The sequence below is a fragment of the Burkholderia sp. AU33423 genome, from assembly GCF_002223135.1.
GTDB lineage: Bacteria > Pseudomonadota > Gammaproteobacteria > Burkholderiales > Burkholderiaceae > Burkholderia > Burkholderia lata_D.
Genome location: NZ_NKFH01000007.1, coordinates 363,901 through 382,553 on the forward strand (window position 1 = coordinate 363,901; position 18,653 = coordinate 382,553).

Annotated in this window: 18 protein-coding genes; 9 read left to right on the forward strand and 9 right to left on the reverse strand. The window is 66.6% G+C overall.

Annotation, left to right across the window (positions count from 1 at the left end):
* Nucleotides 1–169: 169 nt before the first annotated feature.
* A complete protein-coding gene (locus CFB50_RS20115) occupies nt 170–850 on the reverse strand; it encodes an HAD family hydrolase (protein ID WP_089446976.1) in 681 nt (226 codons plus the stop codon).
* Nucleotides 851–873: 23 nt separating this feature from the next.
* Entirely contained in the window at nt 874–1,818 is a 945-nt protein-coding gene (locus CFB50_RS20120) for a choline ABC transporter substrate-binding protein (RefSeq protein WP_089446977.1), read from the reverse strand.
* Nucleotides 1,819–2,086: 268 nt separating this feature from the next.
* On the opposite strand from CFB50_RS20120, the gene CFB50_RS20125 reads away from it, so the two are divergent.
* Nucleotides 2,087–2,767: an MgtC/SapB family protein gene (locus CFB50_RS20125; RefSeq protein WP_089446978.1), complete on the forward strand. Its 681-nt coding sequence runs from the start codon at nt 2,087–2,089 to the stop codon at nt 2,765–2,767.
* A 43-nt stretch (nt 2,768–2,810) separates the two neighbouring features.
* Nucleotides 2,811–3,578 (forward strand): DeoR/GlpR family DNA-binding transcription regulator, encoded by a 768-nt coding sequence (locus tag CFB50_RS20130; RefSeq protein WP_069250643.1) that lies wholly within the window; start codon nt 2,811–2,813, stop codon nt 3,576–3,578.
* 100 nt (nt 3,579–3,678) lie between these two features.
* On the opposite strand, the gene CFB50_RS20135 is transcribed toward CFB50_RS20130, so the two are convergent.
* Entirely contained in the window at nt 3,679–4,653 is a 975-nt protein-coding gene (locus tag CFB50_RS20135; protein WP_089446979.1) for an SDR family NAD(P)-dependent oxidoreductase, read from the reverse strand.
* Nucleotides 4,654–4,778: 125 nt separating this feature from the next.
* On the opposite strand from CFB50_RS20135, the gene CFB50_RS20140 reads away from it, so the two are divergent.
* Nucleotides 4,779–5,393 (forward strand): TetR/AcrR family transcriptional regulator, encoded by a 615-nt coding sequence (locus CFB50_RS20140; RefSeq protein WP_089446980.1) that lies wholly within the window; start codon nt 4,779–4,781, stop codon nt 5,391–5,393.
* 464 nt (nt 5,394–5,857) lie between these two features.
* Entirely contained in the window at nt 5,858–6,181 is a 324-nt protein-coding gene (locus CFB50_RS20145; protein WP_089446981.1) for a winged helix-turn-helix domain-containing protein, read from the forward strand.
* An 81-nt stretch (nt 6,182–6,262) separates the two neighbouring features.
* Here CFB50_RS20145 and CFB50_RS20150 read toward each other — a convergent pair whose 3' ends face one another.
* Both CFB50_RS20150 and CFB50_RS20155 read right to left on the reverse strand, forming a co-directional pair.
* Nucleotides 6,263–7,609: a DUF2325 domain-containing protein gene (locus CFB50_RS20150; RefSeq protein ID WP_089446982.1), complete on the reverse strand. Its 1,347-nt coding sequence runs from the start codon at nt 7,607–7,609 to the stop codon at nt 6,263–6,265.
* 120 nt (nt 7,610–7,729) lie between these two features.
* The gene (locus CFB50_RS20155; RefSeq protein ID WP_089446983.1) at nt 7,730–8,269 is read right to left on the reverse strand and encodes a hypothetical protein; all 540 of its coding nucleotides are present in this window, start codon (nt 8,267–8,269) and stop codon (nt 7,730–7,732) included.
* 416 nt (nt 8,270–8,685) lie between these two features.
* Here CFB50_RS20155 and CFB50_RS20160 point away from each other — a divergent pair, with 416 nt between their 5' ends.
* Nucleotides 8,686–9,570, forward strand: coding sequence for a patatin-like phospholipase family protein (locus CFB50_RS20160; RefSeq protein ID WP_089446984.1), 885 nt, complete (start codon nt 8,686–8,688; stop codon nt 9,568–9,570).
* A 141-nt stretch (nt 9,571–9,711) separates the two neighbouring features.
* Here CFB50_RS20160 and CFB50_RS20165 read toward each other — a convergent pair whose 3' ends face one another.
* The 3 genes from CFB50_RS20165 to CFB50_RS20175 all read right to left on the reverse strand — a co-directional run bounded on the left by CFB50_RS20165 (nt 9,712) and on the right by CFB50_RS20175 (nt 13,217).
* Nucleotides 9,712–11,193: an aldehyde dehydrogenase family protein gene (locus tag CFB50_RS20165; protein ID WP_089446985.1), complete on the reverse strand. Its 1,482-nt coding sequence runs from the start codon at nt 11,191–11,193 to the stop codon at nt 9,712–9,714.
* Nucleotides 11,194–11,215: 22 nt separating this feature from the next.
* A complete protein-coding gene (gene speB / locus CFB50_RS20170) occupies nt 11,216–12,166 on the reverse strand; it encodes an agmatinase (protein ID WP_089446986.1) in 951 nt (316 codons plus the stop codon).
* A gap of 166 nt (nt 12,167–12,332) precedes the next feature.
* On the reverse strand, nt 12,333–13,217 hold the full coding sequence (locus CFB50_RS20175) for a helix-turn-helix transcriptional regulator (RefSeq protein WP_089446987.1): 885 nt from the start codon (nt 13,215–13,217) through the stop codon (nt 12,333–12,335).
* 198 nt (nt 13,218–13,415) lie between these two features.
* Here CFB50_RS20175 and CFB50_RS20180 point away from each other — a divergent pair, with 198 nt between their 5' ends.
* The 4 genes from CFB50_RS20180 (at nt 13,416) to CFB50_RS20195 (ending at nt 17,653) form a co-directional block, all read left to right on the forward strand.
* Nucleotides 13,416–13,760: a cupin domain-containing protein gene (locus CFB50_RS20180; RefSeq protein ID WP_011356376.1), complete on the forward strand. Its 345-nt coding sequence runs from the start codon at nt 13,416–13,418 to the stop codon at nt 13,758–13,760.
* An 85-nt stretch (nt 13,761–13,845) separates the two neighbouring features.
* On the forward strand, nt 13,846–15,303 hold the full coding sequence (locus CFB50_RS20185; RefSeq protein ID WP_089446988.1) for an NAD(P)/FAD-dependent oxidoreductase: 1,458 nt from the start codon (nt 13,846–13,848) through the stop codon (nt 15,301–15,303).
* Between the two features lie 105 nt (nt 15,304–15,408).
* Nucleotides 15,409–16,599: an MFS transporter gene (locus tag CFB50_RS20190; RefSeq protein WP_089446989.1), complete on the forward strand. Its 1,191-nt coding sequence runs from the start codon at nt 15,409–15,411 to the stop codon at nt 16,597–16,599.
* Nucleotides 16,600–16,732: 133 nt separating this feature from the next.
* Nucleotides 16,733–17,653, forward strand: a complete 921-nt coding sequence (locus CFB50_RS20195; protein WP_089446990.1) for a LysR family transcriptional regulator — start codon at nt 16,733–16,735, stop codon at nt 17,651–17,653.
* 15 nt (nt 17,654–17,668) lie between these two features.
* On the opposite strand, the gene CFB50_RS20200 is transcribed toward CFB50_RS20195, so the two are convergent.
* Nucleotides 17,669–18,499 (reverse strand): helix-turn-helix transcriptional regulator, encoded by an 831-nt coding sequence (locus CFB50_RS20200; protein WP_089446991.1) that lies wholly within the window; start codon nt 18,497–18,499, stop codon nt 17,669–17,671.
* Nucleotides 18,500–18,653 lie beyond the last annotated feature (154 nt).

Here is an 18,653-nt window from a genome sequence, read left to right on the forward strand (position 1 = left end):
GAAAACGCCGCGCCAGTGCGGAAAGCGGCTTTCCGACTGACGCGAGTTGACGACAGGCTTTCGATCCGATTCGAGTCGGATTCCTGAATGATCGAGACTGTTGCTGCTTGCTCCGTATTTCATTACCCCTCCAGACATGAAAAATGGACAGCAGAGAATAACGCCCGAATCAGAACAACTTCATGACAGGCCACCCGCGCGTGCCTGCCACGTGCAACAGCTTCGAGTCGGGATTGGTGGCGACCGGATGCGTGACGTAATCCAGCAGCGGCACGTCGTTTATCGAGTCGCTGTAGAAGTAGGTGCGCTCAAAATCGGACGGCGCGTAGCCGAGTGATGCCAGCCACTCGGTGGTGCGCACGATCTTTCCTTCGCGGAAGCTCGGCACGCCCGTGCTGCGCCCGGTGAACGCACCGTCAGGCGTGCCGTCGTCGGTATCGAGTTCGATGCCGAGCAGGTGTTCTATACCGAATTCCGCCGCGATCGGCCGCGTGACGAACACGTTGGTCGCCGTCACGATGCAGCAGAGATCGCCGTTTTCGCGATGGCGGTCGACCAGCTCGCGCGCCTGCGGCGTGATCGCCGGGCGGATCACTTCGTCCATGAACCGCGCATGCCAGCGTTCGAGCACCTTGCGCGGATAGCGGGTGAGCGGCGCGAGCGTCACGGCGAGATACGCGTCCATGTCGAGCGTGCCGGCCGCATAGTGACCGTAGTGCTCGTCGATCAGCGCCACGTGCGCGTCGTCTTCCCGCCAGCCGACCCGCGTGATGAAGCGGCTCCAGGCCTGGTCGCTGTCGAGCGGCAGCAGCGTGTGGTCGAGGTCGAACAGCGCGAGATTCTTGTGCATGGGGGGGGCCTTGTGTTGCGTGCTCATGTGCCGATGCGCTTCTCGATCGCATCCTTCGCGTTCTTGCCGTCGATGGTCGTGACACCGTCGAGCCACTTCGACAGCACGCCGGGGTTCTTCTTCGCCCATTCCTTTGCCACGACGACCGGATCGGCGTGATTCATGATCGGCACCATCAGCTCGTTCTCTTCGTCGGTCGTGAATTTCAGGTTGGTCAGCAGCCGGCCGACGTTCGGGCAGCGTTCGAGATAGCCGGGCGTGACGAGCGTATAGACCTTCGCCGAGCCGTAGTTCGGGCCGAACACGCCGTCGCCGCCGTCGAGATAGGCGATCTTGTAGTTGATGTTCATCGGATGCGGCTCCCATCCAAGGAACACGATCATCCGGTGCTCCTGCACTGCGCGCGTCACCTGCACGAGCATCCCGGCCTCGCTCGATTCGACCAGCTTGAAGCCGCCGAGCCCGAACTCGTTCTTGTCGATCATCCGCTGGATCAGCGCGTTGCCGTTGTTGCCGGCGCCGATCCCGTAGATCTTGCCGTCGAGCTGGTCGCGGAACTTGGCAATGTCGGCAAAACTCTTGAGGCCCTTGTCCGACGCGTATTGCGGCACGGCCAGCGTGTAGCGCGCGCCGATCAGGTTCGGCTGAGGCAGCTGGTGGACGGCGCCGGCATCGACGAACGGCTTGACCGTCGGCGTCATGCTCGGATCCCAGTAGCCGAGGAACGCGTCGATCTGTGCCTTCTTCACGCCGGCCAGCACGATCGGCGGCGACGCGATCGTCTTGGTCGCCTCATAGCCGAGCCCGTCGAGCAGCATCATCGCGACGCCGGTAGTGGCGGCGATGTCGCTCCAGCCGACATCGCCGAGCGTCACCTTCTTGCAGACGTCGCCTTCCGACGCGTGACCGGGGGCTGTCGCCAGCGCCGCCAGCAGTGTTGCGGCCAGCATCCATGCCTTCTTCATCATGTGGGTATCCTAAGCAAGTGTTCCGGATCGTGTTGCCTGAATGGTCTGACGATTGATCGTGCTGATCGGATGAAACAAGCGAACTTGGGTCTGGCTTTGTAGTTTTGCGTACCGTATATTAGAACGCACAAAATCGCAAGATCGCACAAAAATACAACTTGCCGGTTGCCGAGGTTGGCGACGGGCGGGCGAGGGCAGGAAGAATCGGGCGACGGCCCCGGTGGGCCGTGCTTCATCAGGTAGACCAGGCAAAGCAAGGAGACCTCGCATGATCAGTCAGCTGGAAATCGTGTCCCGCCTGTTGCTGGCGGCATTGCTCGGCAGCATCGTCGGCATCGAGCGCGAGCGCCTGTCGTGGGCGGCCGGATTGCGCACGCACATGCTGGTGGCCGTGGGCGCCGCGCTCGTGATGGTCGTGTCGGCGTTCGGCTTCGCGGATATCCAGAACGCGAAGAACGTGTCGCTGGACCCGTCGCGCGTCGCCGCGCAGGTGGTGTCGGGCATCGGCTTCCTCGGCGCCGGTTCGATCATGCTGCGCGGCGAGATCATCCGCGGCCTTACGACCGCGGCGAGCCTGTGGGTCGTGGCGGCGGTCGGGCTGGCCGTGGGCGGCGGCATGTATGTCGCCGCGATCTCCGCGACGGCGATCGTGCTCGCGATCCTGGCCGGCCTGAAGCCGATCGAGAAGCGCTTCTTCGCCGCGCGGCAGCGTTGGGGCGTGCGCATCCTCGCGCGCCGCGGCGCGGTGAAGCTGACGTCGCTGCAGGCGATGCCCGGCATCGACCAGGCGCGCATCGTCCAGTTCATCATCGAACAGGACGACGCCGCGCCGGACGACGACCGCATCCACGTGGTGTTTTCGAAGATGACGAGCCGCGAGTTCCAGGCGGTCCGTCAATCCCTGCAGACCCTCGTCGGCATCAAAAAGATGGAGGAGAGCGCTGCCTAGTCCGCCGTTCGAATAACATTGGCGTTCATTTCGAGGACATTCCATGTGGCAAGAAGAGCGATACCAGAGGATCCGGCTTCTGTTATCGAAGATGCAGCGCGTTTCCACCGACCGGATCATGGCCGACCTGAACGTGTCGCGGGAAACCGTGCGGCGCGATCTCGTCGACCTCGAGGCGCTCGGTGAACTGAAGCGCGTACACGGCGGTGCGGTGCAGGTGGGCGACGAAGCGCCGATCGCCGAACGCGCGCAGACGCACGTGAAGGCGAAGCTGGCGATCGCCCGCGCGGCGGCCAGGCTGGTCACGGGCTCGCAGACGCTGTTCATCGACGCGGGCACGACCACGACGCTGCTGGCCGAGGAACTGGCGAAGCTGTCGGGCCTCACGATCGTCACGAATTCGATCGACGTGGCGCTGAAGATGCGGTCGAGCGACCCGGCGCAGGCGAACAACGAAACGATCCTGCTCGGCGGGATGATCGGCAGCCGCGCGGCCGCGACCGTCGGCGACGGCACGGTCGCCGAAATCTTCCGCTACCGCGCCGATCTCGCGCTGCTGTCGCCGGTCGGCGTCGATGCCGTGCGTGGCGCGACCAACTACGACCGGATGGAAACCGAAGTGGCGCGCGCGATGGTCAGCAACGCGGCGAACGTCGCGATCCTCGCCGATTTCAGCAAGCTCGGCACGAACAGCCGGATCAGCTTCTGCGAGCCGGCGCGGATCGGCACACTGGTGACGGACCCGAAGGCGGAATCGGTCGACAGCTTCAAGAGCCTCAAGAAGGCCATCAAGCACATCGTGCTGGCGTAGATTTATTTAAAAATACCGTATGGCCCGTGGGCGATCATGTCACTACGCAATCGCCCGCTGATTCTGGCAACTGCGACCATTTCGCGCGACCGGCGCGCCTTCAGGACAGCGCGCGTAAGGATTCCGCGTACGACCAGTTGACGCCAGAGACGTTGACGACGGCCTGCCACGCGGCTTCTTGATTCGCGCCATCGAGGAGGTGTGGGTGTCGCTGCGCCTCAATCGGGCCTGAGGACTTCCCTTGAGCGGAGGCGAAGAATTGCCCTGAGACCTCGGTTCCGAACTTCGAAGCCTGGATATACCGGCCCGCTGCCGTCTCCGGCGTCTGATTCATGCCGGGAATGAGGTTCGCGATCGGGATAAACAGATACTTCACGGCCAGGCTAGCTTGTCGCGAAACGTTGGTCGCAGTCGCCGCACCGGGGGAGACGGCGTACACGCCCATGCCAGAGGGTAGCCGCCGCGCCAGCGCTGCGACCCACCAGGCGACGAGGAGCTTCGCGTCGGCATACGCATTGTTGGGCACGTACTTCACGTTCGGCCCGTTGCGAATCAGGGCTTCCATGGCAGCGGTCAGGTCGCCCTGGTGGTATTTGGCAGCGAGTGCGTCCACGTCGGTGTATTTGAACATGGGTGCGCCCCCTCGGGCAGGCTCCGCGCTGGTGATGACAATCCGTGCGTTGGGGCTCAGCAGGTTGGCGCGGAGCAACCCGACAGTCAATTGATGATGACCGATGAGCGGGGCCTGAGAAGCCTCGACGCCCTCCGCGGTGATCACGCGCGCCTTGCCAGGAACCATCCCTGCATTGAGCAGCAGGAAATCGATCGGCCGACCTCGCTTGACGAGTTCGGCGAGCGCGGACTGGACGCTGGCTGGCGTGTCCAACTCCAGTTCCAGCGGTGTGAAGACCTGTCTTTTAGCTTCCGTTGCGAGTTGAGCGGCCGTTTCCTGGGCTCGAGCCAGGCTACGGCCAGTGACGATGATCTCACGCCAGCCCTCTCCGGCAAGTGTGCGGGCAGCCGCATAACCGAGCCCGGAGGTGGCACCGGTGACGAGCACGATCGAATGTTCCATGGGCGTCTCAGTGTTGAAGGGGGAAAGGGGGAAGGTCGAGTCGTGAGGCCACGGACGACTTGCTAATTTAGAACTATTCAGTTATATATTTGCGCGATGACGAGTGTCAAGGAGTTTTGAACTAAATGATTCAAAATACTGCCAGGCCGAGGGGCCGACCGCGCAGCTTCGACGAGACGGGGGCGCTGGAAAAGGCAACTCAGGTGTTCTGGTCGAAAGGCTACGACGGAGTGACGATTGACGATCTCGTCGCCGGGATGGGTGTGGGACGGCCCAGCCTGTATGCTGTCTTTGGGGACAAGCGGGCGATATTCTTGCGGGTCCTTAAGGCGTACGCGGAACGGAAAGGTGCATCAGCCGCGAAGACACTCCTCTCACCACTGAGTCTTCGCGACTCGATCACGAGCTTTCTGAGGTACGCCGTCGAAAGTGCGACCGAGAAAGGGTCCGCCCGTGGCTGCCTTCTGATCTGCGTCGCGCCGCTCGTGGACGACCCCGAGGTCCGGCAGTTCCTGCAAAACGCGGCCGCTGGCGGCGCCGCGCTGGTGGAAGGTCGTTTCCGGGACGCAATCATCGCGGGAGAAATCCCATCCGACTTTCCCGTCGCCGCGCGCGCAACCCAAGTCACGGATTTAGCGCGTGGGCTAACCATGCGTGCGCAGCTAGGCGTGCCGCGCAAGATGCTCCTCAAAGATGCCGAGGAAGCGGCCGACCTGGTGCTCCTGCCGCGACGCGTCTGACGGGTTATTGGACAAGAATTCATTGAGAAATGACCACGACAACTGACATGAGCGGCGGATCCGGGCGTTTCGTCGTCTGATGAACAAAGTGGCGACGTGGTCAATCGACTCCACGCGCGCCGATGGGAACACAACCGTTTTTTCACTTACTGCGGCAGCGCGGGACGAATATTTCATTTTCGTTGGCACGTGCTGGTTGTTCGATGCCACGCTTGCTGAAAAAATCGCCTCAACTTCAACGACGCATTTTTCATAATTGGTGGCACCCGACCATACAACGCAGGCTTGCCCACCGGCGGCCGCTGCTGTTCTCGGGCGCCGACCTCCTGCCCGCGCCGCGCCACGCCACGTGAAGCGGCTGGCCGGCGCGCCGCACCGGCCATCGTGTATGCTTGCCCGCATCGTTCAAAGGGCGGGACAACATGAAGACACCGGCACACCCCAAGCCTGAGGTGCGGTTCAGGATGCGTATCCAGCAAGCCGACACGATCGCGCTCGGGCCGGGCAAGGTCGCGCTGCTCGAAGCCGTGCGCGAGCACGGTTCGATTTCGGCGGCGGCACGCAGCCTGAATATGTCGTACCGGCGTGCGTGGTTGCTGATGGACGAACTGAACCGCTCGCTGAAATCGCCGGCGACGGTGTCCGAACATGGCGGGCAGAGCGGCGGCGGCAGTGTGCTCACGCCGGTCGGCGAAGAGATCATCCGGCTCTATCGCGGGATCGAGGAGCAGGCTTACGCGGCTTGCGCCGACGACATCGCAGCGCTCACGAAAATGGTCCGGCGCTGAAGGTACGCTTACGCTGACAACGGGCTTTCATCGGCCCGCTGAAGGGCCGCGTGCAACGTATGCGGCGAAACGAATCAGGCGCTAGCCGTGCCGCAGGCAGAAGCGCGACACGTCGCCCGTGGTGGTATCCGGTGCCATCACATCGCGCGCCTGCGCATCGAGCCGCCCGATCAGCTCGACGAAACTGGCGACGCTCGCCGTCCGCAGCGGGTAGTACGCGATGTGGTGGCGTTCGCAGATGCGCTTGAGCAGGTTCATCGAATCGTGGTCGATACAGTCCACCGGGAACACGACCATCCGCGCGCCCGGTAGCGCTGCCGCCAGCAGGCCCTTGCGATCCTCGATGCCGCCGTCGTGCAGCGTCACCTCGCCACCCGCCGTTTCGACGATCCGCTTGATCGCGCGATTCGAGCCCGGACGTCCGCCGACGTACACCAGACGCGTACCCTGAAGGATCGACAGTGGATCGGCCGCGCGTTCGGCCGGATCGTCCGCGGACGCCTGCACCGCCTGTTCGATCGCGCTCGCTTCGGCGCGCAGCGTCTTCACCATCGCCATCAGGTCGTCGAGCCGCGCGCGCATCGCGCGGGCGCTCGCCTGTTCCGCGGCGATCCGCTGCTCGGCCGCCTCGCGCCGGCTCGTGTGCAGCGCGAGCCGTTCGTCGCGCGCGGCCAGCGCTTCGCGCAGTTCGTGCACTTCGTCGCGCAGCACGCTTTCCGCCGCCAGCGGCTGCGCGTTCTGGCGCGCGGCGAGGGCATCGCGTTCCTGCAGCGCCGCATCGCGCTGCGCGCTCATTTCGTGCAGGCGCGCCTGCTGCCGTTCGATCTTCGCGTGCAGCGCCGCATTCTCTTCCTCCAGCGCGACCAGCCGCCGGATATCGGCGCGATTGGCCGCGCCGACCAGGTGCGACAGCATGTGCAGGTCGCCGAACGCGGCCTGGCGTACGCCCATCGTCGTGCGCGGATGCGTCATCAGCGCCCAGTACGCGGGCGGAATATCGCCGCTCTTCAGCGCTTCCTTCCAGCGCGCGAGGAGTTCATCCGCATCCTTCGCGCTGTCGAACGCGCGGATCGCACCGGCGTAGCGCTCGTCGAGCGCCTTGTGCAAGGCCTTTGCGCCGGCCGTGCCGTCAATGGCGAGTTCGACGGCCGCGTGATGGATCTCGAGGTCGGTCGCGCGCTGGCGGTCGAGGTCGGTGAACTTCGGCACGAGCTTGCGCAGTTCGTGCGTGGTCAGGCAGGTGCCGATGATCGAGCAGTGCAGGTTCGCATCGAGCTCGGACAGGCGCGCGCGGCGCTTCAGCTCAGTCAGTTGCGCGTGCGACGGCGCGCAGCAAGCGTCGATCCGCGTGCCGGTTGCCGCGGGCAGGTTACCGCCGGGCGTCGAGAGATCCACCGTGCGGGCAAGGCGAAAGGGCGGAGCGTGCATGTTGACCTCTGTCCGGCATGGTCGGGCCGGAGACGGATGCGCGAAAGATCTGCGAAATATACCACGGAATATAACGCATGAAATTCAGGGGAAGTCACGGAGCAACGCGGTGTGGCACGGTCAGCAGAGCGCAGTTGAATGGTCGGTGAGCGATCGTGCGGACGGGGCCTCGGGCGAAACGGGGAGCGATGCCGGCGCATGACGCGCCATCACGTACTCGACGCACAGCCCGACGAACAGCAGGTCGACGCGCTCCAGTGCGGCGACCGCGTCGCGCATCGCGGCCGGGTCGTTGCTGAACGAGTCCGAAAACACGTCGTCGCGTGTGCGTTCGAGTCGGCGTGCGTGGCCGATCACCCGTTCGAGTTCGGGCAGGCGCGTGAAGCGGGCGGCGCGAGCATGGTCTTCGAGCGTCGACAGCAGGTCGCGAAAGCCCATCGCGGACAGCGCATCGTCCGGCGTGTCGTCGGCATGCGCGGCCGAGAACAACCGGATGAAACGCACGACGCTGCCGCGCAGGCGCCGGAACGCGTCGACGACGTCCGTGACCTGCTGCGCGCGCGCGTCGCTCGACAGCGGCCTGAGCGCGCGGATCTTGCGCGCGAGCGGCTGTTCCCGTGCGGCGCGCTGCGAGACGCGATCCGTCGGCGTGCGGGGCATGGTGAGTCTCCGGAAGTGCAGGTATCGATATATTCTACGGAATATATCGAATGCGCAGAAAAAGACGGCACCGTCGATGAGACACGGTGCCGTCAACGGCTTGAGCGGCTGACTGGTCAGTCGATGTCGCTCACGGCCGTTCCGAACGCGGCCATGAAGCTGAGGTGCGCGCTGTCGGGCACGGGGATATACGCGGTGGCCGCGCACATCCGGCCCGCGTGCGTGAACGCGCGTGCGCCTGATGCTGCCGCGTGACCGCCGCCGGCAGCACGGTGGTCCGGGCGCCGGCCGTTTCGTCCATCGTCGGCCGACCGGCTGTATCCGTGTGCCGGCAGGGTTTTCAGCAGGACATCCGGAGCGCTGCACGATTCATCATGACGAAACCACCGTCGCAGCCAACCGCAGGAGGGCGCACCGTGACGTCCGATTCCATTCCTTCGACCGCCTTCGTGTTCGCCGGCGGCGGCAGTCTTGGTGCGATCGAGGTCGGCATGCTCCGCGAGCTGGTCACGAGCGGCGAACGGCCCGATTGCGTGATCGGCGCGTCGGCGGGCGCGATCAACGCCGCCTATTTCGCCGGCCGGCCGGATGCGGACGGCGTCGCGATGCTTGAAGCGCTGTGGTGCAAAATCCGCCGCCAGGACGTGATGCCGTTCTCGATGCGCAGCCTCTTCGCGATGCTGCTGCGCAACCGGCCGCATCTGGTCGAGGCCGACGCGCTGCGCCTGCTGCTGGAAAAGAACCTGCCGTACCGCCGGATCGAGCAGGCAGCGTTGCCGCTCCACATCGTCGCGACCGACGTGCTGAGCGGCCGCGAAGTCGTGCTGTCGGCCGGCTCGGTCGTGGATGCGGTGCAGGCCAGCGCGGCGATTCCCGGCGTGTTTCCGTCGGTCAGCATCGACGGCGTGGAACTCGTCGACGGCGGCGTCGCGAACAATACGCCGATCTCGGTTGCGATCGCGCTCGGCGCCAAGCGGATCGTCGTGCTGCCGGCCGGGTTCGCCTGCGCGTTGCGCGTTCCGCCGCGCAGCCCGATCGCGCATGCGACGCACGCGCTGACGCTCGTGATCGCGCGGCAACTGGTGCGCGATCTGGAGCTATACGGGACCCGCGCGCAAATTCATGTCGTGCCGCCGCTCTGTCCGCTCGAGGTGTCGTCCTATGACTACTCGCAGTGCGCGCAACTGATCGACAAGGCCGCGGAACGCACACGCGTGTGGATCGAGGCGGGCGGGCTCGCGGCGTGTGCGATTCCTGGCCAGTTGCGCGAGCACGATCATGCTGCGGTGCATTCGCATTGATCGTTGCTCACGCACCGTGCAGACGCATGACCGACGAACGCCGGTTGGCGTGCCGCCTGGGCCTCTTTCCGGAAATCAGTTAAAAAAAAGGCACCGTGCCACGAGACACGGTGCCGCCAACGGCCTCGAAGGCCCCACTGATCAGTCGATCGCGCGCATCGCGTGGCGCAGTTCCTGATAGCTGCGCAGCCCCGCCACGCCGAGTTCGCGCCCGATCCCGCTGAGCCCGAACCCGCCCCAGCACACGTGCGGGTAGATGAGCTGCGGCGCGTTGATCCACACGAGCCCCGCGCGCACGCGCTGCTGGAATTGCTTCGCGATTTGCGCATCGCGCGTCACGACGGTCGCGACGAGCCCGTAGCGCGTGTCGTTCGCGAGCGCGATCGCTTCGTCGTCGGTGCGGAACGATTTCACGCACGCGACGGGGCCGAACACTTCGTCGGTCCACAGCGGGTTGTCGGCGGCTGGCTCGGCGATCACGACAGGCGCCATGAAGAAGCCGTCGCCGCCGGCATCCGCCATCCGGCCGCTAAAGGCGACGCGTGCGCCCGCATCGATGCCTTGCTGGAGCATCGCTTCGACGCGCGTACGCTGCGCGGCGGAGATCAGCGGCCCCATCGCGACCTGTTCCGCGGCCGGCGGCGCGACGACGAGCGCGCGCACGGCGGTCTCGAACGCGGCCATGAAGCTGCGGTACACGCTGTCGTGCACGAGGATGCGCGCGGTAGCCGAGCACATCTGGCCCGCGTTCGTGAAGGCGCCCGCGACCGCGAGCGACACAGCGACGTCGAGGTCGGCGTCGTCGCGCACGATCAGCGACGACTTGCCGCCGAGTTCGAGCGTCACGCGCTTCATGTCGACGGCCGCGGCCTGCATGACCTTGCGGCCGGCCGCGGTGCTGCCGGTAAACGAGATCTTGTCGATCAGCGGATGCGCGGTCAGCGCCGCGCCGACGTCGGCGCCGCCGTTCACGACGTTGACGACGCCGGCCGGCACGCCGGCTTCGGCGACGATGTCGAGCAGCGCGTGTTCGGTGGGCGACGTGAGTTCGGACGGCTTCAGCACGACCGCGCAGCCGGCGGCGAGCGCGGGCGCGAGCTTCCACGCGGTCGTGACCATCGGGAAGTTCCACGGCATGACGAGCGCCGCGACGCCGACGGAGTCGTAGAAGCGTTCGGCCGTGACGGCGTCGCTCGGCAGTGCGACCGGTTCGGCCGCGAACAGCGCCGGGTCCTCGCACAGCGTCGCGTAGTACGCGAACGTCGCGGCGACGTCGCCGACATCGGCCTCGGCTTCAAACGGCGGCTTGCCGCTCACCTGCATCTGCAGCGCCGCCAGGCGATCGCGCGATGCTTCGACGCGTTCGGCGATCTTGGCGAGAATCCGGCCGCGCTCGGCGGGCGGCGTATCGCGCCAGGCGGCGAACGCGTCGCGCGCGGCGCGCACTGCCGCGTCGACGTGCGCGGCCGTCGCGAATTCCTGCCAGCCGATCGCGGCACCGGTCGACGCGTCGAAGATCGGCGCGCCGGGCGCGTCGGCAGGCGTGCGCACGGGCTGGCCGGCGATGTGCGCCGCGGGCAGCACGAACGTGGCGGTGGAACGGGAAAGCTCGGCGGTGGACATGCTGGTCATCCTGTCGGTCGGGTTAGCGGTAGGCGACGCCCGGCATCACGCAGAGCATCTCGAACGCGAGGTTCGCGCCGGTGAGCGCGGTGGTGCCGGTCGGATCGTACGGCGGCGCGACTTCGACGAGGTCCGCGCCGACGATATTCAGGCCCTTCATCCCGCGCACGATCTCGAGGCCCTGCTGCACGGTGAGGCCGCCGATTTCGGGCGTGCCGGTGCCGGGCGCGAACGACGGATCGAGTCCGTCGATGTCGAAGCTCAGGTAGACCGGCGTGTCGCCGACGCGTTCGCGCACCTGCGCCATCAGCGGCGCGAGCGACTTGTTCCAGCACGCTTCCGCTTGCACGACCGTGAAGCCCTGCTGGCGGCACCAGTCGAAATCGTCCGCGTGGTAGCCGGTGCCGCGCAGGCCGATCTGCGTGACCTTGTCGCATTGCAGCAGGCCGTCTTCCACCGCGCGGCGGAACGGCGTGCCGTGCGCGATCTTCTCGCCGAACATCGTGTCGTTCACGTCCGCGTGCGCGTCGACGTGCACGACCGCGACCTTGCCGTACTTTTTATGCAGTGCGCGTAGGATCGGCCACGCGATCGTGTGGTCGCCGCCGAGCGTGATCGGCCGGCAGCCGTTCGCGACGATCTCGTCGTACGCTTCTTCGATGCGGCGCACCGAGTCCTTCAGGTCGTACGGGTTGGTCGCGACGTCGCCGATGTCGGCCACCTGCAGCGAATCGAACGGCGCCGCGCGCGTGGCCATGTTGTACGGGCGCAGCAGCACGGATTCGGTGCGGATCTGGCGCGGGCCGAAGCGCGAGCCCGAGCGGTTCGACGTGCCGAGGTCGAGCGGCACGCCGACGAAGCACACGTCGAGGCCGTCGGTCGTGGCGGCTTGCGGCAGCCGCATCATCGTGGCGATGCCGCCAAAGCGCGGCATGTCGTTGCCGCCCATCGGTTGATTCAGTTCGCGGGGCATGGGCCGTCTCCTTTTTTTGAGGTCAAGCGATCGGCCGATGGTAGAGGAGAACGCCCGCGCGAAGATTTTGAAGTCGCAACGTTTACATCGACGGACTTCGATGCAAGTGGCGCCGCCGCATCGACGCGGCGCAACCGAACGGGGCCGCACGGTGCGGCCGGGTGTATCAGCGTGGGATGTCCGGCGGCGCGGCGCCGTCGCGCGAGCCGGCGGAAGGAAATGCGGTGGTGGCCGAACCCCACGCGGCGAGCTCGCGCTTCGTGCGCACGCCGAGCTTCGCGAACGCGCGCTTCACGTACGACTCGGCCGACGCGACGCGCACGCCGAGGATCCCGGCCGTCTCCGGCACGGTCTTGCCGGAGAGCAGGTGCTTGCAGGTTTCGTATTCGCGCTTCGACAGCTTCACGCCGTCGGCCGCGATCCTCGCATCGAATTGCGCGAGCGGATGGACGTCGGGCGTCGGGTGCGCGACGCGCCGCGCGGCCGTCGTCGACGCATGCAGTTCGAGCAACGGGAACAGCACGTCGCTGATGCTGCGAAAGCGGTTCATCTCGGCGAGCGTGAACGGCGGCCGGTCGCGGCCGCGCTCCAGCGCGATCGAATGCTGCGAATAGCGTGTGCCGCGGGCGAGCACGCATTCGTGCCCGATATGCACGTCGTCGAACAGCCGCTGGCGGAATTCGCCGGGCGGGATCGCCGCGATGTCGCGCACCACCAGCATCGTGCCCGTCTTGCCGCGCAGCCCCGCGAACAACGGGTCGCTGTCGAGAAAGCGCTCGTAGTAGAGCGTCATCACGTCGGAGATTTCGGTGGATTCGGTATCGATGCCGCTGCTACCGATCCATTCGCATCGATAGCCGGTGGGCATCGAGCCGTCGACGCGCGAACGTTCGACGTGCGCGACGTCGAGCGGCACGACTTCGTTGAGCAACTGCGTGAGGCGCGGCACGAAGTGCGGCGTGCCGACCGTTTCGATCAGCTCGCCCAGCGCCTTGAACGACACGTTGAAGCGGTCGTTGTCGCGGTGGAAGGGGTTCACGTTGAGCAGCATGCGGTTCCCCGGGTGAAAAGCGGCGCGATTGTAGCGGTCACAACGAAAAACGTCTTTAGGGGGAAACACCGTCGGTTGTCCTGCCGACCCGTTCGCCCCGGAAAACACCGCTTGTCCCCCCCGGAGGGGGGCATACCGGGGCAGTGTAAATGAGTAACTTTGTCTCTGCTTTTTTCAATCGAGAGACGAAAGATTCACATGACCAAACTGATCAAGGACATCCTGCCGCTCGGCGCAGGCATCGGCGAATTCACGAAGCTCGACTTCGGCATGGACGAAAGCGACTGGCGCGCGGCGGAAGGCAAGAGCGGCAACTACATCATCGGCTGGTGGGAAGGGAAAGTCGGTTCGGTTGAGTTTCCGGAAACCGCGGCCGATGAAGCCGTGTGGCTCGTCGAGGGCCGGATCGCGCTGACCGACGTCGAAGGCAACCGCAAGGAATTCACGCCGGGCCAGGGCTACCTGCTGCCGGCCGGCTTCGCGGGCCGCTGGGAGACGATCGAGGACGCGAAGAAGTTCTACGTGCTGCTCGAGAAGTCGTGATGTCCGAAGCCGCCGCTGCGGTGTCGTCGTCCGTATGACGCGCGCCCGGCGGCGGTTTCGCTTTTCGCGTGTGATGGCTGGGATCATGGAAATGGAAGTCAAAACAAGAGAGACTGCACCGGAGCAGGCGCACGCAATGCGTGGCGCGCCGGTCGCACTGGGCGTCGAGGCGGCGCTCGCGAATACGAAGCTGTTCCCGTACTGGCTCGACAACCCGGCGGCGCCGGTCACCGAGCCGGAACTCGTCGGCGACGTGACGGCCGACCTGCTGATCGTCGGCGGCGGCTTCACGGGGCTATGGGCGGCCGTGCAGGCGAAGGAACAGATGCCGCACCTGAACGTGGTGCTGATCGAGGCCGGCAAGGTGGCGCACGGCGCATCGGGCCGCGCGGGCGGGATCATCTCGACGTCGGTGATGCACGGGCTGCCGAACGCGGTGCGCGTGTTCCCGAACGACATCGCGCAGCTCGAGGCATTCGGCCATCACAACCTCGACGGCTTCGAGGACACGCTGAAGCGCTACGACATCGACGCCGATATCGAGTGGAACGGCGAGATGACGGTCGCGGTCGATCCCGAACACATCGCGCACCTGAAGGGCGACTACGACCTGCATCGCGAATACGGCCACAACGTCGCGCTGCTGAACCGCGAGGAAACGCTCGAACAACTGAATTCCCCGCTGTTCGCGGGCGCATTGTGGTCGCGCAATCGCAGCGGCATCGTGCACCCGGCGAAGCTCGCGTGGGGGCTGAAGCGCGCGGCGCTGAAGCTCGGCGTGAAGCTGCACGAGCACACGCCGCTCGTGACGGTGACCGACGAAGGCAGCACCGTATTCGTGACGACACCGAAGGGCAGCGTACGCGCGCCGCGCGTGGTGTTCGGCAGCGGCACCGCGAAGGTCGGGATTCCCGACATCAATCGTCGCGTGATGCAGGTGCGCGACCACGTGCTCGCGACCGAGCCGCTCACCGACGAGCAGCTCGCGCGAATCGGCTGGAAGAACCGCCAGGGCGTGTACGACACGCGCACGCAGCTCAACTATTTCCGGCTGACGAAGCAGAACAACATCATCTTCGGCGGGCTGGTGAGCTATCACTTCGACGGCGACCCGGAACCACACCAGGACGGCCAGCGCGAAACGTATTACCGGCTCGCGGAAGCGTTCTACCGCACGTTCCCGCAACTGTGCGACGTGCGTTTCTCGCACGCGTGGGGCGGCCCGATCGACTACTGCTCGCGCGGTTCGGTGTTCGCGAAGCGCTACCTCGGCGACAAGGCCGTGTTCGTCGCCGGCTATACGGGCTTCGGCGTCGCGGCGAGCCGGTTCGGCGCGTTCATGGGGCTGAACATCCTGTTCGACCGCGACAGCCCCGAGCGCCAGCTCGACATCGCGAACCAGACCCCGAGCTATATCCCGCCCGAGCCGATGCGCTGGGTCGCCGCGAAGATCACGTTCCATGCGTTCGACGGCGCGGATGCGGAAGGCGGCTGGAAGCGCGCCTGGATCAGCGGCATCAAGGCGATGGGTTTCCCGATGTAAACGACTCAGGGGCGGCCCGCGCCGGGCCGCCCCGTCATGGCGACACAACAAAAGACGATCCCCAGAGGAGACGGTCCGCACCGCGGACACGGAGAGAGACACCAGATGAATGTAGTCAACCTGCAGGACGAAACGCGACAGGAAAGCGCGCTGTTCGTCGTCGTGATGCTGCTGCTCGGCATGCTCGGGCCGACGGTCTTCCTCGGCCTGCCCGCGATCGTCGGGCAGGTCGAGCGTCATTGGGGCTTCGGCGAAGCGGCGCTCGGGCTGTCGAGCTTCATCGAGGTGCTCGGCGAATCGACGGGCACGCTGCTCGTCGCGTTCGTGCTCGGCCGCCAGCCGGTGCGGTGGGTGCTCGCGGGCGCGGTGACGCTCGCGGCCGGCGCGAACCTCGGCACGCTCGCGACGCACGGGCTGGTGGCGTATTCGGCGTTGCAGTTCATTGCGGGCGTCGGCTCGGGCGGGCTGAACGGCATCGCGCTGCGCTACCTGTCGTATTCGCGCGCGCCGGAACGCAATCTCGGGATCATGCTGATGGGGCAGGTGACGTGGAGCATGGTGCTGCTCGCCTATATTTTCCCGATGCTGAGCGACACCTGGGGCGCGCACGGCGTGTTCGGCTTCGTCGCGTGCGTGCTCGGCATGTTCGTGCTCGCGACGCCGCTGTTTCGCCGCGGCGAGACGATGGCCGCGCCGACACCGGCCGGTGTCGCCGGCCGCATCGACCGCACGGGCGCGATGCTCGTGCTGTGCGCGCAGCTCGCGCTGTACGGCGGCGTCGGCGTCGTGTGGACCTTCCTCGAGAAGATCGGCACCGCGGCGGGCCTGAGCGACAAGTCGGTGTCGCTCGTGCTCGGCGCCGCGAACATCGCGAGCCTCGTGATCTGCGCGGCGATGCCGAAGCTCGGCGCGGGCGCGGGCCTGCGCCGCTGGGCGCTCGTGAATCTTGGGGGCTGCGCGGTCGCGGCCGTGCTGCTCGCGCTGCCGGCCTCGGCCGCGACGTTCACGCTCGGCGCGATCGTCTTCATCGGCTGCTGGACCGGCGGCGCGCTGCTGATCTACGCGACGATTCCGCAGTACGACCTGGTCGGCAAGTCGGCCGCGTTGTCGCCGGGTTGCGTCGCGCTCGGCTACGGCGTCGGCTCGGTCGCGGGCGGGTCGCTGATCGAGCGCGCGGGCACGCAGTCGGCGCTGATCGCGGCGATCGTGCTGTGCGCGGTGGCGTTCCTCTGCTACCGGCGGCTGCGGCCGGCCGTGTTCGGCATGGAACGCGCGCTCGCGGTGGCATCTGAATGACGGTGGCGACGCGCGCCGCTGCCGATGGCGGCGCGTGTCCGGTTCGGTTCATCGGCGCAGGCGGCGAGCGTGGCGTGCGAGGCGCGTCGGGCTGGCCGGCCGGGTAACGCGCACACGCGCAGCGACTTGAAGCATGTTCTCGAATACCTCCGATCTCGATCTCCGGCTCATCCGGGTCTTTCTGGCCGTCGTCGACGCACGCGGCATCACGGCCGCCGAGGCGTCGCTCGGCGTGCGGCAGTCGACCATCAGCACGCAGCTGTCGGCGCTCGAAGCGCGCGTCGGCTTCAAGCTGTGCGATCGCGGGCGCGGCGGCTTTCGCCTGACGTCGAAGGGCGAGCGCTTCGCGGCCACCGCGCGCACGCTCGTCGCGGCAACTTCCGAATTCGTCGCGCGCGTGCGCGACATCGACCGCAAGCTGGTCGGCACGCTGTCGATCGGCCTGATCGGCCAGGCGCCGCTCGTCGAGAACGCGCGCGTGGCCGATGCGATCGGCGCATTCCGCAAGCGCGACCAGGCCGTCACGTTCGCGATGAAGGTCGCGTCGCCGCAGGAGCTCGAGGAAAGCCTCGTCAACAACCAGCTCGATCTCGCGATCGGCTATTTCTGGCATCGCGTGCCCGGGCTGCTCTACACGCCGCTCTTCACCGAGCAGCAGGTGATCTACTGCGGGCGCGGGCATCCGCTGTTCCATGCGTCGCGGCCCGTGACGGCGGACGACCTGCAGATTCACGACTGGGTCTGGCGCACCTATCCGGTGCCGGAGGAGCAATATCCGCTACCCGAGCGGCGCGTGACCGCGAGCGCGGACAGCATCGAGGCCGCGACGATCCTGATCCTGTCGGGCGGCCATCTCGGCTACCTGCCCGCGCACTACGCGGAGCCGTTCGAGCAGCGCGGGCTCGTGAAGGCCGTCGGCCGCGCGACGTTCAGCTTCGACGTGCCGCTGCATCTCGCGATGAAGCGCAGCGCGAGCGACAAGCCGATCGTCGACGCGTTCTGCGAGGACCTGCTGCGAGCCTTCAACATCAAGGCGGCCGCGCTGGCCGCGTAAGCCGGCGGCGCGCGTTCAGCAGTCCACCAGCACCCAGTCGAACAGCTCGCGGCGCGTGCGCACGCCGAGCTTCGCGAACGCGCGCTTCACGTACGACTCGGCCGTCGACAGCTTCACGTCGAGCTGCTGCGCGGCCTCGGGCACCGAGCGCCCGCACAGCATCAGCCGGCAGATCTCGTGCTCGCGGCGCGACAGCTGCACGTGCTGCCGTTCGAGGCGCGCGTCGAAGCCCGCCTGCGACGCGGCATTCACCGATACCGACGCCACGCGCCGCGCCGCGCAGGTGCGCGCATGCAGCTCGAACATCGGGAACAGCAGGTCGACCATCTGCCGGAAGTGGAACAGCTCGTCCATCGTGAACGCGGCACGCCCGACGGTGCGTGCGAGCCCGAGCGCGTACTGCAGGTGCGCGTTGCCGTGCACGAGCAGGCATTCCTGCTCGATGCCGGGTTCGTCGAAGATCCGGCGGCGGAATTCGCCGTGCGCGATGCCGTCGACATGGCGCTGCACGAGCAGCGTGCCGGCCTTGCCGCGCAGCGGCGCGACCAGCGGATCGGCCTGGCAGTAGTCCTGGTAATAGACATCCATCACGCGCAGCGTATCGGCCGCGAAGCGCAGGCTGCCGCTGCCGAGCCACTCGACGACGAAACCCGACGCGCTGCCCGTATCCGCGCGCCAGCGTTCGAGGTGCACGGCGTCGGCGTCGATGCTGTCGTTGACGAACTCCGTGACCGCGCCGACGAAATCCGGCGTGCCGACCGCGCGCAACGTCGCGCCGAGCGTGTCGGGGCGCACACCGATCAGGTAGTGGCCGCGGGCGGCCGGGTCGGGCTGGAGAAGTCGCATGGTCGGGCGTGGGCAGTCGGGGGACAGCGCGACGTTACGCGAACGCCGCACACGCGTCAGCCGGGAATTCACCGGATCAACCCGACGAATTTCACACGTTGTCCCCAAAACGATGACAAGACCGTGCCCGAGGCGGCCGGAATTCGTCAAAGCC